This window comes from Pseudomonas iridis, from assembly GCF_017980685.1.
Lineage (GTDB): Bacteria > Pseudomonadota > Gammaproteobacteria > Pseudomonadales > Pseudomonadaceae > Aquipseudomonas > Aquipseudomonas iridis.
This window is the reverse complement of sequence record NZ_JACXXO010000001.1, coordinates 64,615-79,750: the sequence shown is the minus strand read 5'-3', so window position 1 is coordinate 79,750 and position 15,136 is coordinate 64,615. Positions and strand designations below refer to the sequence as shown.

The window sequence follows — 15,136 nt, the reverse complement described above, 5'->3', positions numbered from 1 at the left end:
GGTCGCTGGCAGAGCAGGTCGCCTCGGGCGTCAGGTTGATGATCGAAACCGTCAGTAACCCTTATTGATAAATCGCGCTGATGTTCGAATGAGTGTGCGGTCGGGCGTGATGGGGGCGCTGTGCACCATAACAATACGTTGACGATGCCCGGCATCCGTCGGGCGCAGCATTTCGGGGAAGTAACGATGAAGATGCGACGACTTTTAAGCGCAGGTGCCGTTCTGGCGCTTGCGATGAGCTCCACTTTCGCCAGCGCTGAAAAACAGACCCTGAACATCGGTTACGTTGACGGCTGGTCCGACAGCGTCGCGACCACCCACGTGGCGGCCGAAGTGATCAAGCAGAAACTCGGCTACGACGTGAAACTGCAAGCCGTCGCCACCGGGATCATGTGGCAAGGTGTGGCCACCGGCAAACTCGACGCCATGCTCTCGGCCTGGCTGCCAGTAACCCATGGTGATTACTGGACGAAGAACAAGGATCAGGTGGTCGACTACGGCCCGAACTTCAAGGATGCAAAAATCGGCCTGATCGTGCCGGAGTACGTCAAAGCCAAATCCATCGAAGACCTGAAAACCGACGACACCTTCAAAAATCGCATCGTCGGCATCGATGCCGGTTCAGGTGTGATGCTCAAGACTGATCAGGCGATCAAGGACTACGGCCTCGACAAATACTCGCTCAAGGCCAGTTCCGGCGCCGGCATGATCGCCGAACTGACCCGCGCCGAGAAGAAAAACGAATCCATCGCCGTCACCGGTTGGGTACCGCACTGGATGTTCGCCAAGTGGAAACTGCGTTTCCTCGACGACCCGAAAGGCGTTTACGGTGCATCTGAAACCGTGAACAGCATCGGCAGCAAAGAGCTTGATGCCAAAGCGCCGGAAGTGGCGAAGTTCCTGAAGAACTTCCAGTGGGCCTCGAAAGACGAAATTGGCGAAGTGATGCTGGCGATTCAGGACGGTGCAAAACCTGACGCCGCCGCCAAAGCCTGGGTAGCCAAGCACCCGGAGCGCGTGGCTGACTGGACTAAATAACCCGATATAGCTTTTTCACCGCGAACCCTGTGGGAGCGGGCTTGCCCGCGATAGCGGTCTGTCAGTTGGCTAATCAGTCGACTGGCATGACGCAATCGCTGGCAAGCCAGCTCCCACAGTTTTTTATATGTGCTTGAAAATGGCAAAGCTGACATGGCGTTCTACTACTAAGGTCGTCTGGAACCTGGCTCGCAGCCGCATACAGTGGATATCGTTCCAACAATAATCTGTGCTGCGAGGATAAAAACAATGAACGACAGCATTTACCTCTCGATTCAAAACAGTCCCCGATTCAAGGAACTGGTTAGCAAGCGAGAAAAGTTCGCCTGGATTCTTTCAGCGATCATGCTTGGGCTTTACTCCGGTTTCATCCTTCTGATCGCCTACGGGCCGCATCTTCTGGGCGCGAAGATCAGTCCTGAGTCCTCCATTACCTGGGGCATTCCTATCGGTGTCGGGCTGATTCTTTCGGCCTTCATCCTGACCGGCATCTACGTAAAGCGCGCCAATGGCGAGTTCGACGACCTGAACAATGCGATTCTCAAGGAGGCTCAGCAATGATCCGGCGTCTACTGGCTCTATTGAGCGTTGCAGCTTTCGCACCGGGTGCCTGGGCGGCTGATGCCTTGACCGGTGAGGTGGCCAAGCAGCCGCTGAACATTCCCGCAATCCTGATGTTCGTGGCATTTGTCGGCGCCACTTTGTACATCACCTACTGGGCCTCGAAGAAAAATAACTCCGCGGCCGACTACTATGCCGCGGGCGGCAAGATCACCGGTTTCCAGAACGGTCTGGCGATTGCCGGTGACTACATGTCGGCGGCGTCCTTCCTGGGGATTTCCGCGCTGGTGTTCACCTCCGGCTACGATGGCCTGATCTACTCGATCGGCTTCCTGGTGGGCTGGCCGATCATTCTGTTCCTGATCGCCGAGCGTCTGCGTAACCTGGGTAAATACACCTTTGCCGACGTGGCGTCCTACCGCCTCGGGCAAACCCAGATTCGCTCGCTGTCCGCCTGCGGTTCGCTGGTGGTGGTGGCGTTCTACCTGATCGCGCAAATGGTGGGTGCGGGCAAGCTGATCCAGTTGCTGTTTGGTCTGGATTACCACGTTGCGGTGATTCTGGTCGGTGTGCTGATGTGCATGTACGTGCTGTTCGGCGGCATGCTGGCAACCACCTGGGTGCAGATCATCAAGGCTGTGTTGCTGCTGTCGGGTGCATCGTTCATGGCACTGATGGTGATGAAGCACGTTAACTTCGACTTCAACACGCTGTTCTCCGAGGCGATCAAGGTGCACGCCAAGGGCGAAGCGATCATGAGTCCGGGCGGTCTGGTCAAGGATCCGGTTTCGGCATTCTCGCTGGGTCTGGCGTTGATGTTCGGTACCGCTGGCCTGCCGCACATTCTCATGCGCTTCTTCACCGTGAGTGATGCAAAGGAAGCCCGTAAGAGCGTGCTGTACGCAACCGGGTTCATTGGCTACTTCTACATCCTGACGTTCATCATCGGCTTCGGCGCGATCCTGCTGGTCAGCACTAACCCGGCCTTCAAAGATGCTGCTGGCGCGCTGTTGGGCGGCAACAACATGGCGGCGGTGCACCTGGCCAACGCGGTCGGCGGTAGCATCTTCCTTGGCTTCATCTCGGCGGTTGCCTTCGCGACCATCCTCGCTGTAGTGGCAGGCCTGACCCTGGCGGGTGCTTCGGCGGTTTCTCACGACCTCTACGCCAGCGTTATCAAGAAGGGCAAGGCGAACGAGAAGGACGAGATTCGCGTCTCGAAGATCACCACGATTGCCCTGGCGGTGCTGGCGATTGGTCTGGGTATCCTCTTCGAGAGCCAGAACATTGCGTTCATGGTTGGCCTGGCGTTCTCGATCGCGGCGAGCTGTAACTTCCCGGTGCTGCTGCTTTCGATGTACTGGAAGAAGCTGACGACTCGTGGGGCGATGATTGGTGGCTGGTTGGGTCTGGTCAGCGCTGTTGGCCTGATGATTCTCGGCCCGACCATCTGGGTGCAGATTCTGCATAACGAGAAGGCGATCTTCCCTTATGAGTACCCGGCGCTGTTCTCGATGATCATTGCGTTTGTGGGGATCTGGTTCTTCTCGATCACTGACAAGTCGGCGGCTGCGGACCGGGAACGTGCTTTGTTCTTCCCTCAGTTTGTGCGTTCGCAGACAGGGTTGGGGGCAAGTGGGGCGGTTTCGCATTGATCGCTTGATGGTTTTGTAATGTTGTTCTGAATGCCCCGGTTGAGAGATCGGGGCATTTTTTGTGGGCGGTTATCGGGCAGACTGTGTTTTTTGTGTGGATCGTGTACATATCCGTTGCTGCGGTGACGGCGGCTTAGGGTTCCGCCCTTACGGCGGGTCACTTTTGACAAGCGCCTCAAAAGCCGGAACGAAGCCTTCCGGCGTCGCCTTACAGATCAAAAGCTGCAGCCGAGCTAACGCTCATCCTGTTGAGTGCTGGGAGAGCGATGCGGTCGGCTTAGGTTTTGGGTTGGGTTCGCCCCTCACCCCAGCCCTCTCCCGAGGGAGAGGGAGCCGATTTTTGGGCTTTTCAGAATCTGAGTTCGACTCGGTATCCCAGGTCGGCGTAGCGCTGCCAAACACCTCGATCAGTTCCCTCTCCCTCCGGGAGAGGGCTAGGGTGAGGGGCTCTTGATCTGATTCAGAATCTGAGTTCGACTCGGTATCCCAGGTCGGCGTAGCTCTGCCAAACACCTCGATCAGTTCCCTCTCCCTCCGGGAGAGGGCTAGGGTGAGGGGCTATTGATCTGATTCAGAATCTGAGTTCGACTCGGTATCCCAGGTCGGCGTAGCTCTGCCAAACACCTCGATCAGTTCCCTCTCCTTCCGGGAGAGGGCTAGGGTGAGGGGCTCTTGATCTGGTTTGTGATCTTGCTTTGGCTTTGGCTTTTGATTTTTTGCCCCATCGGCAGGCCGAGCGTAGGTGTTCATCAGGGGGTAGGCGCGCAGCGCCGTGCGGCGAAGCCGCATCCATCGACAGGAGGTGCAGCGAAGCAAACCGCAAGCGATGCCCCCGGATGGACACCGTCGCGAGGGAACACTGAGCCTCAGCGAAGTGCCGTACGCCAGGGGCATGAATGGATCAACCACATAGGTAACAGAAGAGTTCAGGCACATAGGTAACACCCGCAAAAACGGATATGCCCGCAACCAAAAACACAGTCGGCCCACAGGCCGCTGAGACCAAACAAACAAAAACGGCCCCTATATGAATAGAGGCCGTTTCCGGTGCAACCCTAAGACTTTATCGCAAGACAAATCTTATTTGCGGTCTTCCAGCTTGGTAATGTCACGCGACTCGTAGCCGGTGTACAACTGGCGCGGACGGCCAATCTTGTACGGGCTCGAGAGCATCTCTTTCCAGTGGGAGATCCAGCCAACAGTACGTGCCAGCGCGAAAATCACAGTGAACATGCTGGTTGGAATGCCGATCGCCTTGAGGATGATCCCCGAGTAGAAGTCGACGTTCGGGTACAGCGAGCGTTCGATGAAGTACGGGTCGGTCAGCGCGATCTCTTCCAGGCGCATGGCCAGTTGGAGTTGCGGATCGTTGTTGATGCCCAGTTCCTTCAATACTTCGTCGCAGGTCTGCTTCATTACAGTCGCGCGAGGATCGCGGTTCTTGTAAACGCGGTGACCGAAGCCCATCAGCTTGAACGGGTCGTTCTTGTCCTTGGCCTTGGCGATGAACTTGTCGATGTTGGACACATCGCCAATCTCGTCAAGCATGGTCAGAACGGCTTCGTTCGCACCGCCGTGGGCAGGGCCCCACAGTGCGGCGATACCGGCGGCGATACAGGCGAACGGGTTGGCACCCGAAGAGCCCGCCAGACGCACGGTGGAAGTCGATGCGTTCTGCTCGTGGTCGGCATGGAGGATGAAGATCTTGTCCATGGCCTTGGCGAGCACCGGGCTGATCGGTTTGATCTCGCACGGGGTGTTGAACATCATGTGCAGGAAGTTTTCCGCGTACGTCAGGTCGTTGCGCGGGTACATCATGGGTTGACCCATGGAGTACTTGTAAACCATCGCTGCCAGGGTCGGCATCTTCGCAACCAGGCGGATCGCGGAAATTTCGCGATGCTGCGGGTTATTGATGTCGAGGGAGTCGTGGTAGAAGGCCGAGAGGGCGCCGACTACGCCGCACATGACGGCCATCGGGTGGGCGTCGCGACGGAAACCGTTGAAGAAGGTTTTCAGCTGCTCGTGAACCATGGTGTGGTTTTTCACGGTGCTGACGAACTGGGCCTTCTGTTCTGCAGTCGGCAGTTCACCGTTGAGCAGCAGATAGCAGGTTTCCAGGTAGTCCGACTTTTCAGCCAGCTGTTCGATCGGGTAGCCGCGGTGCAACAGAATGCCGTTGTCGCCGTCGATATAGGTGATCTTCGATTCGCACGAGGCGGTCGACATGAAACCCGGGTCGAAAGTGAAGCGGCCCGTGGCCGTCAGGCCCCGAACATCAATAACATCGGGACCAACGGTGCCGGTTAAAATGGGCAGCTCGACGGGGGCTGCGCCCTCGATGATCAACTGCGCTTTTTTGTCAGCCATGTGGCCTCCTATTTATGCTTGAACCATCAGACAGACCCCCCACGCAGGGCCCGCACCACTATAGTGAGATAAATTCGAATGTCAATTTGCCTAAAGTCTTGCTCCAGAAGGCTTTAACTGCCCTTTTTCCTCGAAATTGACTGCCATTTACGCCTTTTATACGACTTGTGCAATGCGCTATTTGGGGTAGGTGATTGCGTTGTCATTAGTAGCCTAACTGTCTATACTCGGCCACCGACCGCCAAGGGCTTTTGGGCCTGCTTTATTGGGGGTCGCATCCCTGGGTGGTGGTTACCTGACCAGTGCACTCCCCAACAACTTTGCCCTGATTGTTAGGGGCTCTTCAGTGTGAAAAAAAAGCCGTGAAAAGCCAACGACCTGTAAACCTAGACCTAAGGACCATCAAACTCCCCATCACCGGCGTTACGTCGTTTCTTCACCGTGTTTCCGGCATCATCCTCTTCCTGGGCCTGGGCTTCATGCTTTATGCATTGGGCAAATCCCTGGATTCCGAGGAAGGTTTTGCCGAGGTGAAGGCATGCTTGACCAGCCCGCTGGCCAAGTTCGTAGCATGGGGCCTCCTGTCCGCTCTGCTGTATCACCTGGTAGCCGGTGTGCGCCACTTGATCATGGATATGGGCATCGGTGAGACGCTGGAAGGCGGCCGCCTGGGCTCGAAAATCATCGTCGCCATTTCCGTGGTGCTGATCGTTCTGGCAGGAGTTTGGATATGGTAACCAGCGTTACGAACCTTTCGCGTTCGGGCCTCTATGACTGGATGGCGCAACGTGTGTCTGCGGTTGTTCTCGCGGCTTATTTCATCTTCCTGATCGGATACCTCGCAGCGAATCCGGGCATTGGCTACGACCAGTGGCACGGCCTGTTCGCCCACAACGGGATGCGTATCTTCAGTCTGCTGGCCCTCGTTGCCCTTGGCGCTCACGCCTGGGTCGGCATGTGGACCATCGCGACCGACTACCTGACGCCAATGGCGCTGGGCAAGTCCGCGACCGCAGTACGTTTCCTTTTCCAGGCAGTTTGCGGCGTTGCGATGTTCGCTTACTTCGTCTGGGGTGTGCAGATTCTCTGGGGTATCTGATTCATGGCTAACATTCCAACGATTTCTTTCGACGCCATCATTATTGGTGGTGGCGGTGCTGGCATGCGCGCTGCGCTGCAACTGGCACAGGGCGGTCACAAGACTGCCGTGATCACCAAGGTTTTCCCGACTCGTTCGCACACTGTATCGGCTCAGGGTGGCATCACCTGCGCGATCGCTTCTGCCGATCCGAACGATGACTGGCGCTGGCACATGTACGATACCGTCAAGGGGTCCGACTACATCGGTGACCAGGACGCTATCGAATACATGTGTCAGGAAGGCCCGGCTGCTGTTTATGAGCTGGACCACATGGGGATGCCGTTCTCGCGTACCGAACAGGGCCGCATCTACCAGCGTCCGTTCGGCGGTCAGTCGAAGGATTACGGTAAAGGCGGGCAGGCTGCCCGTACTTGCGCCGCTTCCGACCGTACCGGTCACGCACTGCTGCACACCCTTTATCAGGGCAACCTGAAAGCCGGTACCACGTTCCTGAACGAGTACTACGCTGTCGACCTGGTGAAAAACGCTCAGGGCGAGTTCGTCGGTGTGATCGCTATCTGCATCGAAACCGGTGAAACCACCTACATCCGCGCCAAGGCTACTGTTCTGGCAACCGGCGGTGCAGGTCGTATCTACGCGTCCACCACCAACGCCCTGATCAACACCGGTGACGGCGTCGGCATGGCGCTGCGTGCGGGTGTGCCGGTACAGGACATCGAAATGTGGCAGTTCCACCCAACCGGCATCGCCGGCGCCGGTGTACTGGTTACCGAAGGTTGCCGTGGTGAAGGTGGATACCTGATCAACAAGCACGGCGAGCGTTTCATGGAGCGTTATGCTCCGAACGCCAAAGACCTCGCCGGTCGTGACGTTGTTGCCCGCTCGATGGTTAAAGAGATCATCGCGGGTAACGGTTGCGGTCCGAATGGCGACCACGTGCTGCTCAAGCTCGATCACCTGGGTGAAGAAGTGCTGCACAGCCGTCTGCCAGGCATCTGCGAACTGTCGAAGACTTTCGCACACGTTGACCCGGTTGTTGCTCCGGTTCCGGTTGTTCCGACATGCCACTACATGATGGGCGGTGTTCCGACCAACATTCATGGCCAGGCGATCACCCAGAACGCTGAAGGCGTGGACGAGATCATTCATGGTCTGTTCGCCGTCGGCGAAGTGGCTTGCGTATCGGTTCATGGTGCCAACCGTCTGGGCGGCAACTCGCTGCTCGACCTGGTGGTCTTCGGCCGCGCTGCCGGCCTGCACCTCGAGAAAGCACTGACTGACGGCATCGAATACGATGACGCCACCGAAGCTGATATCGACGCTGCCCTGTCGCGCCTCAATGCACTGAACAGCCGTACCGATGGCGAAGACGTCGCTACGCTGCGTCGCGAGCTGCAAAGCTGCATGCAGAACTACTTCGGCGTATTCCGTACCGGCGAATACATGCAGAAAGGTATTGCCCAACTGGCAGACCTGCGCACCCGTATCGCCAACGTGAAAATCAACGATAAGTCGCAGGCGTTCAACACTGCGCGTATCGAAGCGCTTGAGCTGCAAAACCTGCTGGAAGTCGCTGAAGCCACTGCCATTGCGGCCGAAGTCCGTAAAGAGTCCCGCGGCGCGCACGCCCGTGAAGACTTTGAAGACCGTGACGACGAAAACTGGCTGTGCCACACCCTGTACTTCCCGGGTGACAAGCGCGTTGCCAAGCGTGCCGTGAATTTCTCGCCGAAAACTGTTCCGACTTTTGAACCTAAGATTCGGACTTATTAAGGGTGGCCGCCATGTTGCAAGTCAGCGTTTATCGTTACAACCCTGATCAGGACGCCGCGCCGTTCATGCAGGAATTCCAGGTTGATACCGGTGGTAAAGACCTGATGGTGCTGGACGTGCTGGCCCTGATCAAAGAGCAGGACGAGGGTTTCTCCTATCGTCGCTCTTGCCGTGAAGGTGTTTGCGGTTCCGACGGCATGAACATCAACGGCAAAAACGGCCTGGCGTGCATCACGCCGCTGTCCGCTGTCGTAAAAGGCAACAAGTTGATCGTTCGTCCGCTGCCAGGTTTGCCGGTTATCCGTGACCTGGTTGTCGATATGAGCATCTTCTACAAGCAATACGAGAAGGTTAAGCCATTCCTGCAGAACGACACGCCGGCTCCGGCCATCGAGCGTCTGCAGTCCCCTGAAGAGCGTGAAAAGCTCGACGGTCTGTACGAGTGCATTCTGTGCGCTTGCTGCTCGACCTCTTGCCCGTCCTTCTGGTGGAACCCGGACAAATTCCTGGGTCCGGCCGCACTGCTGCAAGCTTATCGCTTCCTGGCAGACAGCCGTGACACCAAGACGTCCGAGCGTCTGGCTTCGCTGGATGACCCGTTCAGTGTTTTCCGCTGCCGGGGCATCATGAACTGCGTCAACGTATGTCCGAAAGGCCTGAACCCGACTAAGGCCATCGGTCACATCCGTAACATGCTGCTTTCGAGCGGCGTGTGATTCAGCTGCTGTAACCGCTGCACCGTAGAGGCTGTGGCGCGGGCTTCAACCCGCGTCATGGCTATAACCAGAGCAGCAGCCACAAGCTGCGGCTCTTATTTTGAAGAAATGAGACAAGCAGGGGCATCCGGGCTGGTACCCGGACTATCAGTGTGATCCTAAGTGGCTTGTTTTAGTCGCTGCATTCGGACTTCTGCAAGTTTGCTCGGTGTCGACATCGATGGTGTTCCCCTAACCGAGGGTGACCAAGCATGCAAGAAAGCGTGATGCAGCGCATGTGGAACAGCGCCTACCTTTCAGGTGGAAACGCTGCCTATGTGGAAGAGCTTTATGAGCTCTACCTGCACGACCCTAACGCTGTGCCAGAAGAGTGGCGCACCTACTTTCAGAAGCTGCCTGCCGACGGCGGCTCTGCCACTGATGTTTCGCACTCCACGATTCGCGATCATTTCGTGCTGCTGGCAAAGAACCAGCGCCGCGCTCAACCGGTTTCCGCCGGCAGCGTGAGCAGTGAGCACGAGAAGAAGCAAGTTGAAGTGCTGCGATTGATCCAGGCCTACCGTATGCGTGGCCACCAGGCAGCCCAGCTTGACCCGCTGGGGCTGTGGCAGCGTCCTGCACCTGCAGACCTGTCGATCAATCATTACGGCTTGACCAATGCCGATCTTGATACGACCTTCCGTGCCGGCGACCTGTTCATCGGCAAAGAGGAAGCGAGCCTACGCGAAATTCACGAAGCGTTGCAGCAGACATATTGCCGCACCATCGGCGCTGAATTCACGCACATCACCGATTCCGAGCAGCGTCACTGGTTCCAGCAGCGTCTGGAAAGCGTGCGCGGCCGTCCAACGTACTCCGCCGACATCAAGAGCCACCTGCTCGAGCGCGTCACCGCCGGCGAAGGTCTGGAAAAATACCTGGGCACCAAATACCCGGGTACCAAGCGTTTCGGTCTGGAAGGCGGCGAAAGCCTGATTCCGATGCTCGACGAGCTGATTCAACGTTCCGGCTCGTATGGCACCAAGGAAGTCGTGATCGGCATGGCCCACCGTGGCCGTCTCAACGTGCTGGTCAACACCTTCGGCAAGAACCCGCGCGAGCTGTTCGACGAGTTCGAAGGCAAGAAGAAGGTCGAGCTGGGTTCCGGTGACGTTAAATACCACCAGGGCTTCTCGTCCAACGTGATGACCACCGGTGGTGAAGTTCACCTGGCCATGGCGTTCAACCCGTCCCACCTGGAAATCGTTTCCCCGGTGGTCGAGGGTTCGGTTCGTGCCCGTCAGGATCGTCGTAACGACCCTACCGGTGAGAAGGTTTTGCCAATCTCCATCCACGGCGACGCGGCATTTGCCGGCCAGGGCGTGGTGATGGAAACCTTCCAGATGTCGCAGACCCGCGGTTTCAAGACCGGCGGTACCGTGCACATCGTGATCAACAACCAGGTTGGTTTCACCATCAGCAACCCGCTGGACTCGCGTTCCACCGAGTACGCGACCGACGTTGCGAAAATGATCCAGGCGCCGATCCTCCATGTGAATGGCGATGATCCGGAAGCCGTATTGTTCGTGACTCAGCTGGCCATCGACTACCGCATGCAGTTCAAGCGTGACGTGGTAATCGACCTGGTCTGCTACCGTCGTCGCGGCCACAACGAAGCTGACGAGCCAAGCGGCACCCAGCCTCTGATGTATCAGCAGATCACCAAACAGCGCACTACCCGTGAGCTGTACGCTGACAGTCTGACTCAGAGCGGTGTGCTCGACGCTGAGCGTGTTCAGGCGAAAGTCGACGAATACCGCAACGCGCTGGACAACGGTCTGCACGTAGTGAAAAGCCTGGTCAAAGAGCCGAACAAAGAGTTGTTCGTGGACTGGCGTCCGTATCTGGGCCACGCCTGGACCGCGCGTCACGACACTCGCTTCGACCTCAAGACCCTGCAGGAACTGTCCGCCAAGCTGCTGGAAATTCCGGAAGGCTTCGTGGTTCAGCGCCAGGTCTCGAAAATCTACGAAGACCGTCAGAAGATGCAAGCCGGCGGCCTGCCGATCAACTGGGGTTACGCCGAAACCATGGCGTACGCGACCCTGGCGTTCGAAGGTCACCCGATTCGCATGACTGGTCAGGACATCGGCCGCGGTACGTTCTCGCACCGTCACGCTGTTCTGCACAACCAGAAAGATGCGGGCACTTACATTCCGCTGCAGCACTTGTACGACGGTCAGCCACGTTTTGACCTGTACGACTCGTTCCTGTCGGAAGAAGCCGTTCTGGCGTTCGAATACGGTTACTCGACCACCACGCCGGATGCGCTGGTGATCTGGGAAGCCCAGTTCGGCGACTTCGCCAACGGTGCCCAAGTGGTTATCGACCAGTTCATCACCAGTGGCGAGCACAAGTGGGGCCGTCTGTGCGGTCTGACCATGCTGCTGCCGCACGGTTATGAAGGTCAGGGTCCTGAGCACTCTTCGGCTCGTCTGGAGCGTTACCTGCAATTGTGCGCCGAGCACAACATTCAGGTAGCGGTACCGACCACGCCGGCTCAGATCTACCACTTGCTGCGTCGTCAGGTGATTCGCCCGCTGCGCAAACCGTTGATCGTCCTGACTCCGAAGTCGCTGCTGCGCCACAAGCTGGCTGTCTCGACCCTGGAAGATCTGGCCGAGGGTTCGTTCCAGACCGTTATCCCGGAAATCGATGTACTGGACCCGAACAAGGTCGAGCGCGTTGTTCTGTGTAGCGGCAAGGTCTACTACGACCTGCTGGAAAAACGCCGTGCCGAAGGCCGTGACGATATCGCCATCGTGCGTATCGAGCAGCTGTACCCATTCCCTGAGGACGACTTGATTGAAGTCCTGGCTCCGTACACCAACCTCAAACATATCGTTTGGTGTCAGGAAGAGCCGATGAACCAGGGGGCCTGGTACTGCAGCCAGCACCACATGCGCCGCATCGTTGGCAAACACGACAAATCTCTCGTACTCGAGTACGCGGGCCGTGATGCCTCTGCTGCACCTGCTTGTGGTTACGCATCGATGCACGCCGAGCAGCAGGAAAAACTGCTGCAAGCCGCGTTTACCGTTTAACGCCTTCGCGCACCTGAAACCGAATTTAAGGAACTACAGATAATGGCTATCGAGATCAAAGCCCCCACTTTCCCGGAATCGGTTGCCGATGGCACCGTTGCCACCTGGCACAAGCAACCGGGCGACGCCGTCAAGCGTGACGACCTGATCGTCGACATCGAAACTGACAAAGTCGTACTGGAAGTTCTGGCGACTGCCGACGGCGTACTGGGCGCTATCGTCAAGAACGAAGGCGACACTGTTCTGTCCGACGAAGTCCTGGGCTCCATCGAAGCGGGTGGCGCTGCTGCCGCTGCTCCGGCTGCCGCTGCTGCTCCGGCCGCTGCCCAAGCTGCTGCTGCACCTGCTGCCGGCACCGACGAAGATGCTATCGCCGCGCCTGCTGCACGCAAACTGGCTGAAGAAAACGGCATCAACCTGGCGTCCGTCAAAGGCACCGGTAAAGATGGCCGTGTAACCAAGGAAGACGTGGTTGCCGCTGTTGAAGCCAAGAAAACTGCTCCGGCCGCCGCTCCTGCCAAGGCTGCTGCACCCTCGGCTGCTGCTCCTGTGTTCGCCGCTGGCGACCGCGTCGAGAAGCGCGTTCCGATGACCCGCGTTCGTGCCACAGTGGCCAAGCGTCTGGTTGAAGCGCAGTCGAACATGGCGATGCTGACCACTTTCAACGAAGTCGACATGACTGAAGTCATGGCGCTGCGTTCGAAGTACAAGGACCTGTTCGAGAAGTCTCACAACGGCGTCCGTCTGGGCTTCATGTCGTTCTTCGTGAAGGCTGCTACCGAAGCGCTGAAACGCTTCCCGGCCGTCAACGCTTCGATCGACGGTGCCGACATCGTTTACCACGGCTATGCCGACGTAGGTGTTGCTGTTTCCAGCGACCGCGGTCTGGTGGTTCCGGTTCTGCGTAACGCCGAACTGATGAGCCTGGCTGAAATCGAAGGCGGCATCGCCACCTTCGGCAAGAAGGCCCGCGACGGCAAACTGTCGATGGACGAGATGACCGGTGGTACCTTCACCATCACCAACGGTGGTACCTTCGGTTCGATGATGTCGACCCCGATCGTCAACCCGCCGCAGGCAGCGATTCTGGGCATGCACAACATCATCCAGCGTCCGATGGCCATCAACGGTCAGGTCGTTATCCGTCCGATGATGTACCTGGCACTGTCCTACGATCACCGTCTGATCGATGGCAAAGAAGCTGTGACCTTCCTGGTGACCATCAAGAACCTGCTGGAAGACCCAGCTCGTCTGTTGCTGGATATCTAAAAAGCAGCTGCAAGCTTTCAGCTACAAGCCTCAAGCTCAAGGCGAGCGGGTGGGCTTGCAGCTTGAAGCTTGCGGCTTGAAGCTTTTCGCTAAAGAGGATTTTTTGAATGTCGCAGAAATTTGACGTAGTAGTGATCGGTGCTGGCCCTGGTGGCTATGTGGCTGCCATCAAGGCCGCGCAGCTGGGTCTGACCACTGCCTGCATCGAGAAGTACACCGACGCCGAAGGCAAGCAAGCCCTGGGCGGCACCTGCCTGAACGTCGGCTGCATTCCTTCCAAGGCGCTGCTCGACAGCTCCTGGAAATACAAGGAAGCGAAAGAAAGCTTCAACGTTCACGGTATCTCGACCGGCGAAGTCAAAATGGACGTTGCTGCGATGGTTGGCCGCAAGGCTGGCATCGTCAAGAACCTGACCGGCGGCGTTGCCACTCTGTTCAAGGCCAACGGCGTTACTTCGATCCAGGGCCACGGCAAACTGCTGGCCGGCAAGAAAGTCGAAGTCACCAAGCCAGACGGCTCGGTAGAAATCATCGAAGCTGAAAACGTCATCCTGGCACCAGGTTCGCGTCCGATCGACATTCCACCGGCTCCGGTTGATCAGAACGTCATCGTCGATTCGACTGGCGCACTGGAATTCCAGGCCGTACCCAAGCGCCTGGGCGTTATCGGCGCTGGCGTAATCGGTCTGGAACTGGGTTCGGTTTGGTCGCGTCTGGGTTCGCAAGTGGTTGTCCTCGAAGCACTGGACACCTTCCTGATGGCAGCGGACACCGCTGTTTCCAAGGAAGCGCTGAAAACCCTGACTAAGCAAGGTCTGGACATCAAGCTGGGCGCTCGCGTTACCGGTTCTAAAGTGAATGGCGACGAAGTCGTTGTGAACTACACCGATGCCAACGGCGAACAGACCATCACTTTCGACAAGCTGATCGTAGCCGTTGGTCGCCGTCCGGTGACCACTGATCTGCTGGCTGCCGACAGCGGCGTGACCCTGGACGAGCGCGGTTTCGTGCACGTTGACGATCACTGCGCTACCACCGTACCGGGCGTTTTCGCCATCGGTGACGTGGTTCGCGGCATGATGCTGGCTCACAAGGCTTCGGAAGAAGGCATCATGGTTGTCGAGCGCATCAAGGGCCACAAAGCCCAGATGAACTATGACCTGATCCCTTCGGTTATTTATACTCACCCGGAAATCGCGTGGGTTGGCAAAACCGAGCAGGCCTTGAAAGCTGAAGGCGTTGAAGTTAACGTCGGCACCTTCCCGTTCGCCGCTTCCGGCCGTGCCATGGCCGCCAACGATACCGGTGGTTTCGTCAAGGTCATCGCTGATGCCAAGACTGACCGCGTATTGGGCGTGCACGTAATTGGTCCGAGCGCTGCAGAACTGGTTCAGCAGGGCGCGATCGGTATGGAATTCGGCACCAGTGCTGAAGACCTGGGCATGATGGTTTTCTCCCATCCGACCCTGTCTGAAGCCTTGCACGAAGCTGCTCTGGCTGTGAATGGCGGCGCCATCCACATTGCCAACCGCAAGAAGCGTTAACAGACAATAAGAAACCACGGCGGTA

The 15,136-nt window shown here is 57.6% G+C and carries 11 protein-coding genes; 10 read left to right on the top strand and 1 reads right to left on the bottom strand.

Going from position 1 to position 15,136, the window contains the following annotated elements; genetic code table 11:
- The first annotated feature begins 186 nt into the window (after positions 1 to 186).
- The 3 genes from IEQ42_RS00375 (at position 187) to IEQ42_RS00365 (ending at position 3,254) form a co-directional block, all read left to right on the top strand.
- The gene (locus tag IEQ42_RS00375; protein ID WP_210702213.1) at positions 187 to 1,038 is read left to right on the top strand and encodes a glycine betaine ABC transporter substrate-binding protein; all 852 of its coding nucleotides are present in this window, start codon (positions 187 to 189) and stop codon (positions 1,036 to 1,038) included.
- Positions 1,039 to 1,287: 249 nt separating this feature from the next.
- On the top strand, positions 1,288 to 1,599 hold the full coding sequence (locus IEQ42_RS00370) for a DUF485 domain-containing protein (RefSeq protein WP_042558286.1): 312 nt from the start codon (positions 1,288 to 1,290) through the stop codon (positions 1,597 to 1,599).
- A complete protein-coding gene (locus IEQ42_RS00365; protein ID WP_210702212.1) occupies positions 1,596 to 3,254 on the top strand; it encodes a cation acetate symporter in 1,659 nt (552 codons plus the stop codon). Before IEQ42_RS00370 ends, IEQ42_RS00365 begins: the two co-directional genes overlap by 4 nt.
- A 1,080-nt stretch (positions 3,255 to 4,334) precedes the next feature.
- On the opposite strand, the gene gltA is transcribed toward IEQ42_RS00365, so the two are convergent.
- Complete coding sequence (gene gltA / locus IEQ42_RS00360) at positions 4,335 to 5,624, bottom strand: citrate synthase (protein WP_042558288.1); 1,290 nt, start codon at positions 5,622 to 5,624, stop codon at positions 4,335 to 4,337.
- A gap of 362 nt (positions 5,625 to 5,986) precedes the next feature.
- On the opposite strand from gltA, the gene sdhC reads away from it, so the two are divergent.
- The 7 genes from sdhC to lpdA all read left to right on the top strand — a co-directional run bounded on the left by sdhC (position 5,987) and on the right by lpdA (position 15,111).
- Positions 5,987 to 6,361 carry a succinate dehydrogenase, cytochrome b556 subunit gene (gene sdhC, locus IEQ42_RS00355; protein ID WP_080896000.1) on the top strand — a complete coding sequence of 125 codons (375 nt, stop codon included), beginning with the start codon at positions 5,987 to 5,989 and terminating at the stop codon, positions 6,359 to 6,361.
- Positions 6,355 to 6,723, top strand: coding sequence for a succinate dehydrogenase, hydrophobic membrane anchor protein (gene sdhD, locus IEQ42_RS00350; RefSeq protein WP_007977503.1), 369 nt, complete (start codon positions 6,355 to 6,357; stop codon positions 6,721 to 6,723). The genes sdhC and sdhD overlap by 7 nt, the downstream gene beginning before the upstream one ends.
- A gap of 3 nt (positions 6,724 to 6,726) precedes the next feature.
- Positions 6,727 to 8,499: a succinate dehydrogenase flavoprotein subunit gene (gene sdhA / locus IEQ42_RS00345; protein ID WP_042558290.1), complete on the top strand. Its 1,773-nt coding sequence runs from the start codon at positions 6,727 to 6,729 to the stop codon at positions 8,497 to 8,499.
- 11 nt (positions 8,500 to 8,510) lie between these two features.
- Positions 8,511 to 9,215: a succinate dehydrogenase iron-sulfur subunit gene (locus tag IEQ42_RS00340; RefSeq protein ID WP_007959035.1), complete on the top strand. Its 705-nt coding sequence runs from the start codon at positions 8,511 to 8,513 to the stop codon at positions 9,213 to 9,215.
- Positions 9,216 to 9,466: 251 nt separating this feature from the next.
- The gene (locus tag IEQ42_RS00335; protein ID WP_210622266.1) at positions 9,467 to 12,298 is read left to right on the top strand and encodes a 2-oxoglutarate dehydrogenase E1 component; all 2,832 of its coding nucleotides are present in this window, start codon (positions 9,467 to 9,469) and stop codon (positions 12,296 to 12,298) included.
- Between the two features lie 42 nt (positions 12,299 to 12,340).
- Complete coding sequence (gene odhB, locus IEQ42_RS00330) at positions 12,341 to 13,567, top strand: 2-oxoglutarate dehydrogenase complex dihydrolipoyllysine-residue succinyltransferase (protein WP_210702211.1); 1,227 nt, start codon at positions 12,341 to 12,343, stop codon at positions 13,565 to 13,567.
- A gap of 107 nt (positions 13,568 to 13,674) precedes the next feature.
- Positions 13,675 to 15,111, top strand: coding sequence for a dihydrolipoyl dehydrogenase (gene lpdA, locus IEQ42_RS00325; RefSeq protein WP_042558293.1), 1,437 nt, complete (start codon positions 13,675 to 13,677; stop codon positions 15,109 to 15,111).
- Positions 15,112 to 15,136 lie beyond the last annotated feature (25 nt).